The sequence below is a fragment of the Fodinibacter luteus genome, from assembly GCF_039541575.1.
In the GTDB taxonomy this organism is placed as follows: Bacteria; Actinomycetota; Actinomycetes; order Actinomycetales; family Dermatophilaceae; genus Fodinibacter; species Fodinibacter luteus.
In genome coordinates, this window is sequence record NZ_BAABGM010000001.1 from 321,948 (window position 1) to 336,008 (window position 14,061).

The following is a 14,061-nucleotide window of genomic DNA, read 5'->3' on the forward strand; positions in this document are numbered from 1 at the left end:
TCGACACGCCGGGGACCGGATGCCGGATGCCGCGCCTGGGTTCAGGATGCGTCGCTACCCTGCGGGCGTGGCAGACCTGCGCAGCGCGCTCGCCGTGCCCCGACCCAAGGTGTCGGTGCCGCGCCGCATCGACCGGGCGCTCGAGCGACCCCGGCTGCTCCAGAACCTCGCGGCCGAGACGACGTGGGCCACCCACGGCCCCGACGTGCTCCTCGCGTGCGCGCCCGCCGGGTACGGGAAGACGACGATGCTCGCCGAGCTCACCGAGGAGCGGCGGGCGCACGGAGTGCCCGTCGCCTGGGTGACGTGCACCCGCGACGACGACGGGTGGACGCTGTGGAACGCCGTCCTCGTGGCGGTGCGCGAGGTCACCGGCCCGCCGGCGGGTCTCCTCGCCACGCTCGACGCCCCGACCGGGCCGTCGGACCCGGCCTTCGTCGCGGACCTCATCGCCGCCGTGCGTGAGGAGGCCCCCGGCCTCGTCCTCGTCCTCGACGACGCGCACGAGGTGCGCGACGCCGACGCCGTCGAGGGCCTGCGCCACCTCGTCGAGTGGGCGGACGGCAGCCTGCGGGTCGTCCTCGGATGCCGGTTCGAGCCGCCCATCGGCCTGCACCGGCTGCGGCTCAGCGGTCGGCTTCACGAGGTGCGCGCCGCCGACCTCGCGTTCACCCCCGGCGAGGCCGACGAGTTCTGGAGCCGGCACGACATCGACCTCACCGCTGCCTCGCGCGCGACGCTGCACGTCCTCACCGAGGGATGGCCGGCCGGCCTGCGCCTGGCCGCGCTGTCCCTCGAGGGGGGCGGCGACGCCGAGTCCTTCGTCACGCAGTTCAGCGGCGCCGACCGGCCGGTGGCCGACTACCTCGCGGGCGAGGTGCTCATCCGCCTGCCCGACGACGAGGTCAGCTTCCTGCTGCGCAGCAGCATCGTCGAGCAGCTGTCCGTCGACCTCGCCGCCGTGCTCACCGGCCGGCCCGACGCCGCGGCTGTCCTCGACGACCTCGCCCAGCGCAACGCCCTCGTCATGCCGCTCGACCGCCAGGGCGCCTGGTTCCGGTACCACGCGCTGCTGCGCTCCTACCTCCTCGCGGCGCTGACCCGGCGTGACCCGGCCGAGCGGGCCCGGCTGCACGCCCTGGCCGCGCAGTGGTTCCTCGGACAGGACCAGCCCCTGGCGGCGCTCGAGCACGCGTCGGACTCCGGCGACTCAGCGCTCGTCGACCGGGTGCTGCGCGACACGGGCCTCGGCCTGCTGCTCGCCGGGGCGGGGGCGGCCGTGCGGCGGTCGATCGCCCGCCTGCCCGCACCGGCCCGGGGCACGGCAGCGGTGCTCGTCCACCGGGCGCTGCTGGCGGTCGACGACGGCGACCTCGTCGAGGCCGACGAGGCACTGGCCGAGCTGGCCGCAGTCCCGGACGACGCATCCGACGCCCGGCTGACGTCGCTGCGCCGGGCGGCCTCGCTCCACCGGGCCCGCCTGGCCGCAGACCTCGCCGGGGCCCGGGCGAGCGGGCTCGTCGCGGCCGCCGGGTCCTCGAACCTGCCTCCCGACCTCGACCCCGACGTCCGGCTGCTCGTCCTCGCCGACCGGGGAGCCCTCCGGCTCTTCGAAGGCGACGACGAGGGTGCGCGGCGCGACCTGCACCGAGCCGCCAAGCTCGCCCGGACCGCCGGCCTCGCCTCGATACAGCTGTACTGCAAGAACCTCATCGCCGGTGCCTACGTCGCCCAGAACGACCTCGTCGAAGGGCGCCGCGCCGCCGAGCGGGCGATCGCCTTCGCGACCGAGCGGGGCTGGGGGCGGTCACCGACGATGGCCTACGCGTACGTCCTCGCCGGCTGGACGTCCTTCCAGGCCCTGCACCCCCAGGAGGCGGCCACCTGGGCGGCGACGGCGATCGACGTCCTCGACACGACGGTCGACGTCGAGGTCGAGGGCTCCGCGCGCTCGCTCGAGGCGATCATCGCCTTCGACGAGCCGTCCGAGCGGCGCGCGGCCCTGGGTCGGCTCGAGCGGGTGACCGCGTGGCGCACCGAGCGCGGCGGCTCGCCCGCCATCACCGCTGCCGCGGCACCCCACGAGCTGCGGATGTGCCTCGGGCTCGGCGAGTGGCGGCTCGCCGAGCAGGCCGTCGTGCGCGCCGAGAACCGGCTCGGCCCGGGCGGCGACGCCGCGGTCCTCCAGGCCCAGCTGGCGAGTGCCCGCGGGCGGCCCTCCGACGCACGGCGCCTGCTCGAGCCCGTGCTGCGGGGGGGCCTCGAGCCGCGGCGTGCGACGGCGCTGACGACGGCGTGGCTGCTCGACGCGCTCCTCGCGGCCCGGTCCGACCGCACGCCGGCGGCGACCGAGTCGCTGCTCACGGCCCTGCGCGTCGCCGCCCCGACAGGCGTGGGCCGGCCCTTCCTCGACGCCGGCACCGAGGTACACGCGCTGCTCGCCGGGCTGCGCGGCCGGGCGGGGCACGTCGAGCCGTTCCTCGAGCAGGTGCTCACCGGCATCGACGACGTCCTCGCCTGGCAGGCCTCGCCGGGCGGGGCGGGCCGCGGGCACGGCGCCGAGCACGAGCCCCCGACGTCCGCGCCGGCCGGGGGCTGGCTCACCGAGCGCGAGCTCGTCGTCCTGCGCGACCTGCCGTCGATGATGACCCTCGGCGAGGTCGCGGACGCCCAGGGCATCAGCCTCAACACGGTCAAGACCCATGTGCGCTCGATCTACGCCAAGCTCGGCGTCGGCACCCGCCGGGAGGCGATCGCCGCGGCCCGCGCGCTCGGGCTGCTCTGACGCACGACGGCATCCGTCCGGCCCGCACGCGCGCCGACGGCCCTGGGACGTGCGCGCTCACCCGCCACGCGTGATGCGCGGCGACTGGTCGCGCGGGCACGATCGGACCACCGCGCCACAGCAGGGACGCACGGAGAGGACGACGATGCGTTACGAGTTCATCATCATGGGCTCGGTGTCCGATGACATCCTCGCGGCCTTCCCCGAGCTGAGCTCGACGCCGTACCCCACGGGGGGCACCGCCCTCTACGGCCCGGTCCGCGACGAGGCCGACGTCTCCTCCCTCCTCGCCCGCTTCGGCGACCTCGGCCTGTCCGTCGTCGAGATGCGCCGGCTGCCGGACTGACCCGCCCGCCCGGCGACGTCAGGGCCCGGGGACCCGACCCGCCCGACGGAGCGGCCGCACGTGCTCGACGTCGCCGAGCAGCTCGAGGCGGCGCCAGAGCACGCTGCCGGGCACGGCCTGGCTCGCGTGCCGGCGCACGGCCCGCAGCTGGCGGGTGCGGTCGACGACGACGGCCTCGAGCTCATCGTCGGCGTACCCGACGAACGCCGCACCGAAGGCCACGTTGAGGGCATCGCTCACCGAGACCGGCAGTGCCCACCCGAGCACGGGCAGGTCGTGCCGCGCAGCGACGGCGAGCGTCGCCAACGACGCGGCCCGGTGGTCGGGGTGCCCCGTCACCCCGCCCTCGGGGTCGAAGACGAGGATGCCGTCCGGCCGCGTCCTGGCCACCTCGGCCTCGACGTCGCGCTCGAGCACGGCGCCGTCGACCGCGGCGAGGGCGCCGTCGGGGTGGTCGAGCAGCGTCGTGCGCGCGCACCCGAGCTCGCGCGCGGCCTCCGCGAGCTCGGACTCCCGCAGCGCGGCGAGGTCGCGGGAGGTGGCACCGAGGGTCGAGGCCTCACCCCGGGTCAGGCACAGCACGGCGACCTCGGCACCGCGGGCGACCTCGCGGTCGATGAGGGCGCCCAGCGCGAATGACTCGTCGTCGGGGTGGGCGACGACGACGAGCACCCGCCGCCAGGGCGTGTCCGGCGACGGGTGCCCGGGCGCGGTCATCGGGGCGCCGGGCCCTCAGGCGGCCTGCGGGCCGCGCACGACCGGGAGCCCGGCCGCCATCCACCCCGCGGTGCCCCCGTCGACCGAGACCGCGTCGTAGCCGAGCGCGGTGAGCAGGTCGGCCATCGAGCGGCTCCGGTTGCCGCTCTGGCAGATGACGAAGACGGTCTGGTCCTTGGGCACCCCGCCGAGGGATGCCGTGATCCGGCTCATGGGGGCGAGGACGGCGCCCGGGACGTGGCCACCGAGGTACTCGGCGGGCTCCCGGACGTCGAGGACGACGGCGCCGTCGGCGTGACGCGCCTTGAGGAACTGGATGTCGACGGTTCGAGTCATGGAACCAAGCATACCCCGGGGGGTATATGGTCACGCAACTCCGGCGTGGTCGTCGAAGTCGTCGTCGACGAGCACGACCTGCCCGCCGTTGGCCGCCAGGAGCGACGCCGCGATCGCGGCGCGGTAGCCGCTCGCGCAGTGCACCCAGATCTCGCCGGCGGGCACGTCGTCGAGGCGCTCGAGGAGGTCGCCGATCGGGATGTTCGTCGCACCCGGCAGGTGCGCCTCGGCGTGCTCGGAGGCCTGCCGCACGTCGAGCACCCCGACCGGGCGGTGGTGACGGACCTGCTCGAGGTCGGCGAACGTCGCGCGCGGCACGCTCGCGAGCGCGGCATCCGTCCACTCCCCGGGCTCGCCACTCGCCGCTCCCTCGAGCCGGTCGATCCCGATCCGCACGAGCTCGCGCTGGGCCTCGGCGACCTGCTCCGGGCTCTCACCGAGGAGGGTGAGCGGCGCACCCCAGGGCATGAGCCAGCCCACGTACGTCGAGAGCTGGCCGTCGACGCCGATGTTGACGGTGCCGGGGACGTGGCCGGCCGAGAACGCGGTGCGGGTGCGCAGGTCGACGACCCACTCACCGTCCGCGAGGGCCCTGGCGACGGCCGCCCGGTCGGCCTTCTCGGGAGCGCGCAGGTCGGGGGCCGACGGGCCGCCGCTGTTCGCGGGATCCATGTGCGCGTAGTAGGTGGGGTAGGCGTCGAGCCCGGCGAGGACGTCGGCGACCCACGCGTCCTCGGGCTGGGTCAGGGCCGGGTTGGCGCCCTTCTCGGTGCCGATCGTCGAGGCGTCCGCCCCGCTCGTCGTGCCCGCCGAGCAGAAGCTGCCGAACCCGTGGGTGGGCAGCACCTGGGCGTCGTCGGGCAGCTCGTCGGCGAGCCGGCGCGCCGAGGCGTACTGGTGGCGCACGAGGTCGTGGGTGTGGTCGGGGCCGAGCAGGTCGGGGCGCCCGGTCGCGCCGAAGAGCAGCGAGCCGCCGGTGAAGACGCCGACCGGCCGCCCGGCGTCCTCGACGGCGTACGAGAGGTGGGTGAAGGTGTGCCCCGGGGTGGCGATGGCCCGCACCCGCAGCGCCTCGGACACCTCGACGGTGTCGCCGTCGGCGATCGGCGAGCGCTCGAAGGCGACGTCGTCGTCACCGTTGACGTGGTAGACCGCCCCGACGGCCCGGGCCAGGGCGAGCCCGCCGGTGACGTAGTCGTTGTGGATGTGGGTCTCGAAGACGTGCGCGACCCGCACGCCCTCGCGCTCGGCGAGGTCGAGCACCCGGTCGATGTCCCGCTGCGGGTCGACGACGAACGCGGTCGCGCCGTCGTGGACGAGGTAGCTGCGGTCGCCCAGGCTGGGCGTCTCGATCGGGATGATGGTGGCCATGCGGGTCCTCTCGCGTCGAGCGGGTCGTCGTCAGTGGGCCCCGGCGCGCGACCGGTGTGCGTGCGGGGTCCCGACGTCCACCGTGCCATGTCGTGGCATACCACCTGGGGTATCGGTGCAGCGGTTCTCGGCCCGACAGGAGGCCGGCGGCGGGAGCGGCTGGCGGCCGTGCCCTCCCCTCCCGCCGCGAGTGCGGACGTGGTCGCCCGGGCGACCAGGTCCGCCTTCGCGGCCGGACGTGACGCGATCCGCAGGGACGCCAGCAGGCCTCCGTGACACGATGAGGCTCATGGAGAAGCACGCACGGCTCAAGAAGTCCCTGTACGAGGCCGAGCTGGTCCGGCTGCAGGCCGAGCTGGTGAAGATGCAGGAGTGGGTCCGCCAGGAGGGGGAGCGCGTCGTGCTCGTCTTCGAGGGTCGCGACGCCGCCGGCAAGGGCTCGACGATCAAGCGGGTCACCGAGTACCTCAACCCCCGCCAGGCCCGGATCGCGGCCCTCCCGACGCCCACCGAGCGCCAGCGCACCCAGTGGTACTTCCAGCGCTACGTCGAGCACCTGCCCGCAGCGGGCGAGATCGTGCTCTTCGACCGCAGCTGGTACAACCGGGCCGGGGTCGAGCGGGTGCTCGGCTACTGCACGCCCCAGGAGCACCAGCGCTTCCTGCGCCAGTGCCCCATCTTCGAGCGGATGATCGTCGAGGACGGCATCCGGCTCCACAAGTACTGGTTCTCGGTGAGCGACGCCGAGCAGCAGCGCCGGTTCGAGTCGCGGCTCACCGACCCGATGCGCCGGTGGAAGCTGTCGACGACCGACATCGAGTCGATCACCCGCTGGGAGGACTACTCGCGGGCCAAGGACGACATGATGGTGCACACCGACATCGCCCAGGCGCCGTGGAACGTCGTCGAGAGCGACGACAAGCGCCGGGGACGGATCAACATGATCGCGCACCTGCTGAGCCAGATCCCCTACGAGGAGGTCGAGATGACCGCCCTCGAGCTGCCCGAGCGACCCCCGTCGAAGGGCTACGTGCGCCCAGACCGCTCGCTCCAGCACGCCGTGCCCGACCACGCGGCGACCCTCGAGGCCTGACTCACACACCGACACGTGGGTTCCCGGCGGGATGCCGACGGAGACACCCACGTTCGGGCGCGGACCCTCGATCAGCCGAGGACCGCCGCCGGCGCCGGGTACGGGGTGCCGTTGGCCACCGCCAGCTGGTCACCCGTGCGGCGGTGCAGGGCCGCGAGCTGCCGGGGGGTCAGCCGCTCGCACACCCAGTCCCAGTGCAGCGAGCACCAGTCCCCCACCTGCACCGCGCCGGCGAGGCCCAGCCCGTCGACGCGGAGCAGGACCTCCTCCGGCCGCTCGGCACCGAGCGAGAGCAGCCGCCCGTCCCAGACCAGCGGCCGCGACGCGACGACGGCCCGCGGGCCGTGCAGCTCGACGACCCGCCCCCAGCGCACCCGGCAGCGGTCGAGCACGTGCAGCGGCTCGTCGACGCGCCCCTCGCGCAGCAGGCCGACCCACGGGTAGATGCCGAGCACGTGGAAGGAGTGGTGGGGGACGGCGCCGGCCGGCACGGCCTCGGCCAGCCGCGCCCACGACCGCCCGGCCCGCCCCCGGAAGCGGCTCTCGAGGGAGTCCCCGAGCAGGCGCGGGCCGACCCGGTCGAGCAGTGCGTTGCCGACCCAGTAGGCCTCGACGACCCGCGGGTCGAGCGGGTCGCGGATGCCGTTCGCCGCGGCGATGAGCTCGAGGTACGGCCACGCGCCCTCGAACCCGCGGGCCAGCCGCCGCAGGTCGGGGTCGTCGACGCCGGCCGCCACCTGCTCGAGCAGCTGGTGCGCCGCGTCGGGGCCGCAGTAGCCGAGCGCGTTCGGCGGGTAGGCGTAGGCCGCGAAGCGCAGGGCGCCGCTGAGCGCGGACGGCACGGGCGCTACCTGCGGGCCTCGACGGCGAGCGGATGCCGGTCGAGCGGGGTGTCGCGCCCGCCGAGCCACACTGCGACGGCCCCGCCGGCGACGACGAGCGCGAGCCACGGCGCCTGGGGGGCCAGGGCCGAGCCGTCGAGGGCGATGCCGAGCGCGGCGGTCACCGGGGCGGCGAGCACGAGCACGGCGGTGACGTCGACGGCCTGGGCGCGGGCGAGGGCGGCGAACCACGTGCCGACGTAGCCGGCGAGCAGGATCCCGGTGACGAGCACCCAGCCCAGCTGCGCACCCGTCATCGAGAACAGCGCGCCGAGCTGGCCCCGCACGGCGAGCCAGGCGAGGAGCGCCACCGACCCGACCCCCATCCGGGCCACGGCCACGGTCCACGACGAGAGCCCGCCCAGCACCCACTTGGCGACGACCACCTCGACCGACCACAGCAGCGTCGCCGCGAGGATGAGCAGCCCCGACGTCCCGAACGACGATGGCAGGCCGCCGACGAGTCCGACCTGCCCGACGACGAGGAGGCCGATCGCCACCCAGTGACCCCACTGCAGGCGCTCGCGCAGCAGGGGGACGGCGAGGAGCGCCACCCACAGCACGAGCGTCTTGTGGATGAACGCGGCCTGCGGGGAGGTCGCCCGCGCCAGCCCCTCGAAGAAGAGCACGAAGGCCAGGGCCCCACCGACGAGCCCGATCCCCGTGAGCGCCAGCCACTGCCGTGCTCCGGTCGGCCGGGTGAGCCGGGCCCCGCTGCGGGCCCCGAGCCCGATGACCGCGAGCAGCACGGCCGCGGCGACGACGTTCTTGGCCGTCGTGTAGACCGTGGCGCTGTCGAACGTGCGCACGCCGCGGGCGTTGACGTAGACGGAGAAGCCGCTGATCGCGGCCGTCGCCAGGGCCAGCAGGATGCCGGTCCGTCGGGTGGGGTTCATCGCGTGTCCTTCCTCGGTGGCACGGTCGGTGCCGGCGTGGGGGCGGGCTCGGTGGCCAGCTCGGTGGTGGAGCGGTCGGCCGCGGACCGGATCGCGGCGGCCTCGGCGGCCTCGGCGGCCGTGACGCGTGCGAGGGCGAAGCCGGAGTGGCAGACGACCCAGTCACCGGGGGCGACGGCATCCGCGAGGGTGAGCAGGGACACCGACGCCGTGCGTTGCCGGGCGCGCACGAGCGCCGAGGGGCCGGGCCTCAGCTCGACGACCTGCGCCACCTCACCGAGGCACATCGGCGCCCCGTCCGCCATGGGCCACCGCGCCGGCGGTGGCCTGGAGCGCCCCCAGCACCGCGTCGACGGCATCCGGCACCGTGTCCGCGACGGCGCGTGAGAGCGGCGCCCCCGGCTCGAACGACACCGCCTCGACACCGACGACGGTGAGCCGGGCCGGCAGCCGGCCGAGGACGCGAGCCAGCTCGACCGCCGCGGCCAGCCCGAAGGCATGGGTGCCGCCGCGGCCGGTGCGGGCCCACGCGTCCGTCGGCAGCAGGCCCTGCTCGGCGCCGGCCTCGAGGACGACGACGGTGCCCGGCGCCGCGCCGGAGCACGTCGCGTCGACCACGACGACGCGGTCGTGGCCGGACCACAGCTCGATGAGGTCGGTCGGGTCCTCGTGCTCGAGGACGGCGACGCGCCGGTTCGTGGCAGCGGCGACCGCCCGCGCGACGTGACCGCCGACCGCGTCGTCGCCCCGGTCCGGGCTGCCCAGCCCGACGACGAGCGCGGCGGCCGGCGCGCGAGGTCTGGCCACACTCATCCGCGGTCCACGGTGAGGTCGAGGAAGTGGGTCGCGCACGAGATGCACGGGTCGTAGTTGCGGATCGCCTGTTCGCAGCGGTGCTGCAGGGCGTGGTCGTCGAGGTCGGACCAGGCCTGGACCATCGTCCGGAGGTCCGCCTCGATGCTCGGCTGGTTCTGCGACGTCGGCGGCACGATCTGCGCGTCACGGATGATGCCCGCCTCGTCGAGGACGTACCGGTGGAAGAGGGTGCCGCGGGGTGCCTCGCTCGCCCCGAAGCCCTCGCCCGCCCGGGGTGGCACGGGAACGCTCGGGGCGGCGCCGTCCGTCCAGCCGTCGATGATCCGCAGCGCCTCGGTGCACGCCTCGACGAGCTCGACGGCACGCACGACGATCGATCGGAACGGGTTGCGGCACACCGGCCCCAGACCGGCCGAGGTCGCGGCATCGCGTGCGGCGTCGCCGAGCCGGTCGGAGTTGAGGGAGTACCTCGCGAGCGGGCCGACGACGTACGGCTGCGGCGACCCGTCGAGGCGTGCGTGCAGCGCGTTCGAGTGGGGGACGTGCACCTCCTCGATGTGCCTCGCGAAGTCCCGCACGGCGAACGCCCCGCCCGAGGAGGTGACGACCTCGCCCGCCTCGATGGGGTAGCCGCGCTCGGCCCGGAGCGAGAGGTACTCGTACGGCTGCTCGTGGTCGGGGACGTCGAACCCGGCGACGAGCGCCACCGTCTCGAGCGACTCGTCCCTGGCCCGCTCGAGCCGGCCCCGCACCGCGCGCAGCTCGGCACGCGACGGCATCCGGTAGAACCCGCCGATACGGACGTTCACGGGGTGGATCGAACGACCACCCACGGTGTCCATGAGGTCGTTGCCGGCCTTCTTGATCCGCAGCCCCCGCTCGACGACGTCGGGGTGGTCGGCCGCCATCTCGATCGCCCCGTCGTAGCCGAGGAAGTCGGGCGCGTGGAGGAGGTAGACGTGCAGTGCGTGGCTCTCGATCCACTCCCCGCAGTACAGGAGCCGGCGCATGAGCCGGATCTCCTCGGTGACCTCGGCGCCGCAGGCGTCCTCGACCGCCCAGCACGAGCTCGTCTGGTAGGCGACCGGGCAGATGCCGCAGATCCGGGCGGTGATGTCCGGGGGCTCGGTGTGCGCGCGGCCGCGCAGGAACGCCTCGTAGAACCGTGGCGGCTCGTAGATCCGCAGCTGCACGTCGGTCACCGCGCCGTCGCGGTACTCGATGTGCATCGCACCCTCACCCTCGACCCGGGCCAGGGTGCCGACGTGCATGACGCGGCCGCCGTCGGTGAGCCGGTGGCTCATGGCGTCACCTCCGTCGTGACGGGCTCGTGCCGCTCGCTCTCTCGCCGGAACGGCTCGGAGGCGGCGTTGAACGTGCGGAACACGCGCATCACCTCGGGCTCGCTCATCCCGAGGGCCCCGAGCCGGCTCGCGATCGACGCCGTGTTGGGGGTGTCCTGCGGCCCGAAGCACCCGTAGCAGCCGCGCTCGAAGGTGGGGCACAGGGCGCCGCACCCGGCCTGGGTGACCGGGCCGAGGCACGGGGTGCCGTGGGCCACGGCGACGCACGCGGTGCCGCGCCGCTTGCACTCGACGCAGACGCTGTGCCTCGGGATCCGCGGCCGGCGGCCCTGGATCGACGCGGCGAGCACCTCGAGCAGCTGGCGCTTGTCGACCGGGCAGCCGCGCAGCTCGAAGTCGACGGCGACGTGCGCCGAGATGGGGGTCGACCGGGAGAGCGTCGCGAGGTACTCGGGGTGCGCGTAGACGATCGAGCGGAACTCGGCGACGTCGGCGAAGTTGCGCAGGGCCTGGATGCCGCCGGCGGTCGCGCACGCGCCGATCGTGATGAGCCGCCGCGAGACCGCCCGCACGTGCTGGATGCGCTCGAGCTCCTCGGGGGTCGTGATCGAGCCCTCGACGAGCGAGACGTCGTACGGGCCCTCGACGACCGCGCGGGTCGCCTCCGGGAAGTACGCGATCTGCACCTCGCCGGCGAGGGGGATGAGCTCGTCCTCGCAGTTGAGCAGGGTGAGCTGGCACCCGTCGCACGAGGCGAACTTCCACACCGCCAGCTTCGGCCGGCCCCGGTGGGCCGCGGTGTGCTCGCTGCCGTGGCTCGCGTCGATGGTCATCGCTACAGCTCCGCCCTGGCCATGAGGGGTTCGAGGACGTCGTAGGTGAGCACCGGCCCGTCGACGCAGAGGAAGACCTCGCGCAGCTGGCAGTGCCCGCACAGCCCGACGCCGCACTTCATGTTGCGCTCCATCGACAGCCGCAGCCGTGACGCCGGCACGCCTCGCTCGGCGAGCGCCGAGGCGGCGTACCGCATCATCACCTCGGGCCCGCAGACGAGGGCGAGCGTGTTCGCCGCGTCGAACCCGCCCCTGGCGACGAGCTGGGTCACGAGGCCGACCCGGCCGCGCCAGGCGTGCTGCCCGTTGTCGACGGTGACCTGCACGTCGATCCCGTGGTCGGCGGCCCAGCGCCGCAGGTCGTCGCCGAAGAGGATGTCCTCGGGGGTGCGTGCGCCGTAGAGCAGGAGCACCCGGCCGAAGGCGGCCCGGGTCGCGCACAGCTCGAGGATCGCCGGCCGAAGGGGGGCCAGGCCGATGCCTCCGGCGACGAACACGACGTCCCCTCCCGCACCGGTCCCGACCTCCCAGCCGGTGCCGAACGGCCCGCGGATGCCGAGCACGTCACCGGGCGAGGCGTGGACGAGGGCATGGGTGACGGCGCCGACGTCGCGGATCGTGTGCTCGAGCAGGTCGGGCCGGGCCGGGTCGCCGCTGATCGAGATGGGGGCCTCCCCCGCGCCGAACGCGTGCATCATCGTGAACTGGCCGGCGGCGAACGGCATCGGCTCGCCGTCGACGGGCTCGAGGACGAGGGTGTAGGTGTCGCGGGTGTCCTGGCGGTGCCGGCGGACGACGAAGGGGCGTGGGAGGAAGGGGTCCTGCGCAGCGGGTGGGGCAGGGACGGCGGACGGGCCGGTGGTCGTCGTCATGCCGGGGTCCCGTAGAGGTCGAGCAGCCGCGTGCGCGCCGAGTGCAGCCGGGTCGCCATGACCGTGACGACGCGCTGGAGCAGGGCGTACCCGACCGCGGGGTCGGTCTCGCCCTTGGCCCGCAGGCAGGCCCCGTCGAACGCGATGGCGCTCGTCTGCTCGGTGGCGCGGGCGTCGTAGCGCCACCGGTGCGGCGGCACGAGCCAGGACCAGCCGACGACGTCGTCGTCGTGGGCGGTGTCGACGACGACCGAGGGGCCGCCCGGCGCGTGCACCTCGAGGGTGACCCGGCCGTGCCGGATGACGTAGAAGGCGTCGGCCGGCTCGCCCTCGTGGAAGAGGTGCTCGCCCGGGCGGAAGTGGACGTTGACCGCGCAGCCGGCGACGAGCGTGGCGACCGACTCGTCGAGACCGGTGAAGAACGGGTGGTGGGGCAGGTACTCGGCGATGGTCTGCATGTCCGTTCTCCTACTCGAGCCCGTGCGTGGCCACGGGGGCCGCCGCCGGCGCGGGCGGCGCCGCCGGCGCGGGGGCCGCCGACGTCGCGGGGGCCGCCGACGTCGCGGGCCCGGGCAGGTGCGAGCCGGGCGCCCCGCGCAGGGCCGCGGCCTCGGCGGTGATGTCGATGGCGGCCGGGCACCACGTGACGCAGCGGCCGCACCCGACGCAGCCCGACGAGCCGAACTGGTCGTGCCAGGCGGCCAGCTTGTGCGTCATCCACTGGCGGTAGCGCGACCTCGGCGACTCGCGCACGACACCACCATGGATGTACGAGAAGTCCGCGTCGAAGCACGAGTCCCACACCCGGTGCCGCTCCGCCTCGTGCCCGGTGAGGTCGGAGGCGTCCTCGACGGTGGTGCAGAAGCACGTCGGGCACACCATCGTGCAGTTGGTGCACGACAGGCAGCGGCTGGCCACGTCGTCCCACCGGGGGCTGTCGACGTTCGCGTAGAGCAGCTCCTTGAGCCCGTCGGTGTCGAGGCGCCGCCCCATCCTCCGGCTCGCCAGGGCGGTGACCTGCGCCGCGGCATCCACCTCGTCGGCCGTCGCCTCCCGGGCGCCGACCTCGTCGAGGAGCTCCGCGCCGCGGGTGCTGCCGACCTCGACGACGAATCGGTGGCCGCCGTCGAGCAGCTCGGTGAGGGACAGGTCGAAGGGCGCACCTCGGCCGGCCTCGGGCCGCGGGCCGGTGCCCATCGACACGCAGAAGCACGTGCCCCCCGGGTCGGAGCACGCGACCGCGACGACGAAGGCATCGGCGCGGCGGCGCCCGTAGTGGGTGTCGACCGTGCGCCGCCCGCTGAGCACCGTGTCGTGGATGCCGAGCGCGGCGAGGTCGCACGAGCGCACGCCGAGGAGCGCGTAGGGGCCGTCGGGCTCGGGAGGTGCCGCGACGGCATCCCGCTCGGCGCCGACCTCGAAGGCGTGCCCGTCCGCCGTGCGCCTACCCCGCCACAGCAGCTCGTCGGCGGGGAAGAAGACGGGCTTGGCGGACTGCGCGCCCGCGGCGAAGCCGAAGAACGCCTCGTCGTCGCGGCGCCGCAGTCGGTACGAGGCGGGCTGCTGCTCGTCGCCCCACCCGCGGGGCAGGTCGTCGACGCCACTGATGGGGGCGTTGGCGATCGCGCCGCCGCGCACCGTCGGGCCGATGACGGTGAACCCCCGGGCCGTGAGGCCGTCGACCAGCGCCTGCAGGCCGTCGACGTCGATCAGCCGCGTCAGCACCATGACGCCTCCCGGCGCTCAGTGATCGCGAGTCCTCACCGATCACTGTAGGACCGCCGCGGGGCGCCGCGACACGGATGTGGTGG

The 14,061-nt window shown here is 74.8% G+C and carries 15 protein-coding genes; 3 read left to right on the forward strand and 12 right to left on the reverse strand.

Annotated elements, in window-relative coordinates; genetic code table 11:
- Window positions 1–67 precede the first annotated feature (67 nt).
- Both ABD899_RS01405 and ABD899_RS01410 read left to right on the forward strand, forming a co-directional pair.
- Window positions 68–2,785, forward strand: a complete 2,718-nt coding sequence (locus ABD899_RS01405) for a winged helix-turn-helix domain-containing protein (RefSeq protein WP_345201458.1) — start codon at window positions 68–70, stop codon at window positions 2,783–2,785.
- A 145-nt stretch (window positions 2,786–2,930) separates the two neighbouring features.
- Window positions 2,931–3,131, forward strand: coding sequence for a hypothetical protein (locus ABD899_RS01410; RefSeq protein WP_345201460.1), 201 nt, complete (start codon window positions 2,931–2,933; stop codon window positions 3,129–3,131).
- Between the two features lie 18 nt (window positions 3,132–3,149).
- Here ABD899_RS01410 and ABD899_RS01415 read toward each other — a convergent pair whose 3' ends face one another.
- From ABD899_RS01415 to ABD899_RS01425, 3 genes are read right to left on the reverse strand one after another with little or no spacing between them, the layout of a single operon-like run.
- Window positions 3,150–3,848, reverse strand: coding sequence for a PIG-L deacetylase family protein (locus ABD899_RS01415; protein ID WP_345201462.1), 699 nt, complete (start codon window positions 3,846–3,848; stop codon window positions 3,150–3,152).
- Window positions 3,849–3,863: 15 nt separating this feature from the next.
- A complete protein-coding gene (locus tag ABD899_RS01420; RefSeq protein WP_345201464.1) occupies window positions 3,864–4,184 on the reverse strand; it encodes a rhodanese-like domain-containing protein in 321 nt (106 codons plus the stop codon).
- 30 nt (window positions 4,185–4,214) lie between these two features.
- The gene (locus tag ABD899_RS01425; protein WP_345201466.1) at window positions 4,215–5,555 is read right to left on the reverse strand and encodes an MBL fold metallo-hydrolase; all 1,341 of its coding nucleotides are present in this window, start codon (window positions 5,553–5,555) and stop codon (window positions 4,215–4,217) included.
- Window positions 5,556–5,844: 289 nt separating this feature from the next.
- Here ABD899_RS01425 and ppk2 point away from each other — a divergent pair, with 289 nt between their 5' ends.
- Complete coding sequence (gene ppk2, locus ABD899_RS01430; RefSeq protein WP_345201468.1) at window positions 5,845–6,648, forward strand: polyphosphate kinase 2; 804 nt, start codon at window positions 5,845–5,847, stop codon at window positions 6,646–6,648.
- Between the two features lie 71 nt (window positions 6,649–6,719).
- Here ppk2 and ABD899_RS01435 read toward each other — a convergent pair whose 3' ends face one another.
- The 9 genes from ABD899_RS01435 to ABD899_RS01475 are packed head-to-tail and all read right to left on the reverse strand — an operon-like array spanning window position 6,720 to window position 13,975.
- Window positions 6,720–7,490 carry a DUF6390 family protein gene (locus tag ABD899_RS01435; protein WP_345201470.1) on the reverse strand — a complete coding sequence of 257 codons (771 nt, stop codon included), beginning with the start codon at window positions 7,488–7,490 and terminating at the stop codon, window positions 6,720–6,722.
- 5 nt (window positions 7,491–7,495) lie between these two features.
- Window positions 7,496–8,425 carry a DMT family transporter gene (locus ABD899_RS01440; RefSeq protein WP_345201473.1) on the reverse strand — a complete coding sequence of 310 codons (930 nt, stop codon included), beginning with the start codon at window positions 8,423–8,425 and terminating at the stop codon, window positions 7,496–7,498.
- On the reverse strand, window positions 8,422–8,712 hold the full coding sequence (locus tag ABD899_RS01445) for a HypC/HybG/HupF family hydrogenase formation chaperone (protein WP_345201475.1): 291 nt from the start codon (window positions 8,710–8,712) through the stop codon (window positions 8,422–8,424). Before ABD899_RS01445 ends, ABD899_RS01440 begins: the two co-directional genes overlap by 4 nt.
- Window positions 8,699–9,232 (reverse strand): hydrogenase maturation protease, encoded by a 534-nt coding sequence (locus ABD899_RS01450; protein WP_345201477.1) that lies wholly within the window; start codon window positions 9,230–9,232, stop codon window positions 8,699–8,701. Before ABD899_RS01450 ends, ABD899_RS01445 begins: the two co-directional genes overlap by 14 nt.
- 2 nt (window positions 9,233–9,234) lie before the next feature.
- Window positions 9,235–10,545 (reverse strand): Ni/Fe hydrogenase subunit alpha, encoded by a 1,311-nt coding sequence (locus tag ABD899_RS01455; protein WP_345201479.1) that lies wholly within the window; start codon window positions 10,543–10,545, stop codon window positions 9,235–9,237.
- Window positions 10,542–11,378: an NADH-quinone oxidoreductase subunit B family protein gene (locus ABD899_RS01460; protein WP_345201481.1), complete on the reverse strand. Its 837-nt coding sequence runs from the start codon at window positions 11,376–11,378 to the stop codon at window positions 10,542–10,544. Before ABD899_RS01460 ends, ABD899_RS01455 begins: the two co-directional genes overlap by 4 nt.
- Window positions 11,379–11,380: 2 nt before the next feature.
- Complete coding sequence (locus tag ABD899_RS01465) at window positions 11,381–12,250, reverse strand: FAD/NAD(P)-binding protein (RefSeq protein WP_345201483.1); 870 nt, start codon at window positions 12,248–12,250, stop codon at window positions 11,381–11,383.
- Complete coding sequence (locus tag ABD899_RS01470; protein WP_345201486.1) at window positions 12,247–12,708, reverse strand: cyclic nucleotide-binding domain-containing protein; 462 nt, start codon at window positions 12,706–12,708, stop codon at window positions 12,247–12,249. The genes ABD899_RS01465 and ABD899_RS01470 overlap by 4 nt, the downstream gene beginning before the upstream one ends.
- Window positions 12,709–12,718: 10 nt before the next feature.
- The gene (locus tag ABD899_RS01475; protein ID WP_345201488.1) at window positions 12,719–13,975 is read right to left on the reverse strand and encodes a 4Fe-4S dicluster domain-containing protein; all 1,257 of its coding nucleotides are present in this window, start codon (window positions 13,973–13,975) and stop codon (window positions 12,719–12,721) included.
- Window positions 13,976–14,061: the final 86 nt, after the last annotated feature.